This is a genomic window from Polaromonas sp. P1_G4, assembly GCF_056405475.1.
Genome location: NZ_JBFUCA010000504.1, coordinates 1 through 3,026 on the forward strand (window position 1 = coordinate 1; position 3,026 = coordinate 3,026).

Sequence of the window (3,026 nt, forward strand, 5' to 3'; positions counted from 1 at the left end):
TGTTGGACCCGGTTCAGTGCGTCGTACACGCGGGTGATGTTTCTTTGCAGATTGCCCGAGGGGTCCTTGACCTGCTCGCCTGTCTTGTTGCCAATGGCGTCCAGGGTGTACGTGACGGTGTTGCCTTTGGCGTCCGTCACACCCGTCAGGCGTTGTGCTGCGTCGTAGCTGTAGCTCAGAGTGGTGCTGTCGGGCATGGCGACCCCCGTTAGCTGGCCGGCGTTGTCGTAGGTGTACGTTGTGGTACGGGCTACGCCGCCCGGCGGGGTGACACTGGTGCTGCTGACCCAGCCTCGGGGGGTGTAGCTCATGTCGGTGACGATGCCTTTGGGATCGACCATCTGCCGCACTCGCCCTGCCCTGTCGTACAAAGTGAACTGCGTGACGTGGCCTGCTGCGTTGGTGACTGACTGCAGGTCTCCTGCCGTGTGGCCTGTGGCGTTCGGGTCAATCACCGGCGCCGTATCAGAAAATGCCTGTACCGGTGGCGTGAAGTTCGCGGTGTACCGCGCCACGCCTTTGGTGATCCGCAGGTCGGAGAGGTAGCCGCTCCAGCCTATTCGCCGATCAATGTCCGCACCTACCGTGACGTTCCGGTTAGAAACGTCGAGACTGGTAGTCAAGGCTGCAGAACCGGCGCTCACGCCATTGACGTAGAGGGTCACCAGATTGCCACTGCGCACCGCGGCCAGATGCACCCAGGTGTTCAAGGGCAACGGATTTGCTGCGTTGATGTCCGCTGTCACTGCGTTACCCGACCAGAACGCGGCTCGAGGATACCCGTCAGCAGCGAGCAGTACGAAGCTAACGTCTGAGTTCGCGGCCGCTTGGTACTGCCCTACAACCTGTTGGTAGGCCCAATATGACCCCGTGTTGCGGTTTGTCTGATACACCCAGGATTCAACCGTGAAGTCCCCGGAGCCAAACTGGAAGTCCGCTGATGGTGGTGTACTCACGGACGCTCTGTTTCCATCAAAGTAAATGGAGCTGTAGCCAAACTTGCTCTGGGCTGCACTGATTTGCGCGTTACCCAGTCTCGTCAATGGCTTAGGCGACGGACTGCTGTCTACGATGATCGAGCCAGGAATACCGGCGCCATTCAACAGCAGGCTGACGTGACTCAGCTCTGGATCGATGTTGCTTTCAGTGCCGCTGAAACTGGTAGCGCCATAGTAGGCATAGGTCTGCTGGACGATGCTGTTGGTGCTTTGGGTGGCCACCAGACCTTTTGCACTTCCGCTGGCGACATACGTCTGGCTCATGGTCCGGGCTACATTTGTCGCGGTGTCGGTGACGGTCTGGCTGAGTTTGTTGCCCTGTGTGTCGTAGGTATAGGCGGTAGTTCTTCCCGCTTCGGTCACAAGCACCGGCAGCCTGAATGTGGGATGCCACTGTGTGGTGGTGGTCTGCACTTCGGGCAGGCCCGCTGATCTGGTCGTCGTCAATGGCAAGTGCCGGTTGATGTCCCAGGTGTACAGAGTGTTCACGCCCAGGAAGTCGGTTTCCTGGGTGATGAAGCCATTGGCGTCTTGCACCCGGCTGGCCGCGGATGGGGCACCTGTTCCGCTTGGCTTGTCTGCTCCGGTGACGGCCAGTTGGCCCTTGTTGGTGCTGTAGTTGTAGGTGCGCTGTGTGCCCAAGGGGTCGGTCACCGTGGCTGCGCCGGTTGCATAGCTCACCGTGTACAGATCGGCACCACCGGCATAACCGCTGCTGATGGCGCGGCCCTGGCTGTCGTAGGTAATGGTGGCCAGCCGGATTCCCCGCTCGTCGGTGATGCCGGTGACCATCTGGATGTAAGTGGCGTTCTCGTAGTGGTAGCTGCGGGTGACGGTGCTGCCGTTCAAACCTGGATAGCTGACAGTGGTCAGATGCGAGATGACTGTGGTGCCGTCGTAGGTATAGGTGACGACCTGGCCGTCGCTGGCGGTCACGCGCACCAATTGGCTGGCGCCGTTATAGGCAAAGCTCAAGCTGCGGCCGAACTGGTTGCTGACCGAGACCAGCAGATTGGCTGCCGGGACACTCGCACTGCTGCTGGTACTGTAGGTGTAGGTATTGATCCAGCCGTTGCGCTGGGTTACGGTGAGCAGCTTGCCTGCTGCATCAAACTGCCACAGGCTRTCGTCGTCCAGGCGTTTATASACAAGGCCTGTGGYGTTGGSGRTCAGGCTGTCGGCGCTGTTGCCGGCRTCCCARCTGCTGGTRGTGACATTCCAACTGAAGGTGCKTACGYTGCCGTCGCCRAAGATGAYSCGGGCGAYRYTGCCTGCRGYGCCRGCCGTGCCTTCTTGCTTGATCGAGATGGCRTGGTTGTGCGACCARGCGCGGGTCAGYCCGGGATTGACTGCCAGGYCTCTRTCTGYSKYRCCRGCCCARCTGCTTCGGWARTGCCGCACCARGCTSAGSGCRTCYGCGCCTTGCCCTGTGTAGTCGGKTTGCGCCAGGATTTTCTCGCCTGTCGCCGGAATGATCGGCTTGGGGGTCTTCGTTCCATCGCAATCGCATTTCTCGGGTATGGGTGCAACCTGCACAGGAACCGAGATCGCCGCCGGAGACGGCAGATCGCAAGTGTGCGCAGCATTCTCGGTCGAAGGAGGTTTACAGACGCACTCCCCACCCTCCAATTTAGCGCTTAGAGGGCAGCTGAGTACCGTTGCAAACGGATAGTACGCATAAACATCAGTTCCCAAATCTCTGGTCCGCATGATCACATATCCACCCGAATACACGCCAGAGCCCACCTTCGGCCCGCTGCAGGAGGTATGGTCCGGATCGGGAGGCAGAGGGATGCAGTTGTGCATCTGATAAGCGGTCCATTCCGCGAGGTCGGCCGGAGGCACAGGCTGGGAGGTAGGTGCGAACGCACGTACAGGGATCCAGACTACCGCTAGCATCAGAGCTAGCAGAACGGCAGCGCCTAAGCGATAAAGATGGGCCATGCGGCCTTCGGAACCGCAATGATCACGAAAATTGCGCTTTGTGATCACCCGCATTAAGACGGCAAGCGGTGCATGGGTAAAAGC

The 3,026-nt window shown here is 59.8% G+C and carries 1 protein-coding gene; it reads right to left on the minus strand.

Annotation, left to right across the window (positions count from 1 at the left end):
* The coding region (locus AC1D1X_RS19540) for a LamG-like jellyroll fold domain-containing protein (protein WP_477698940.1) at window positions 1–1,973 on the minus strand (1,973 nt) is incomplete at its 3' end.
* Window positions 1,974–3,026 lie beyond the last annotated feature (1,053 nt).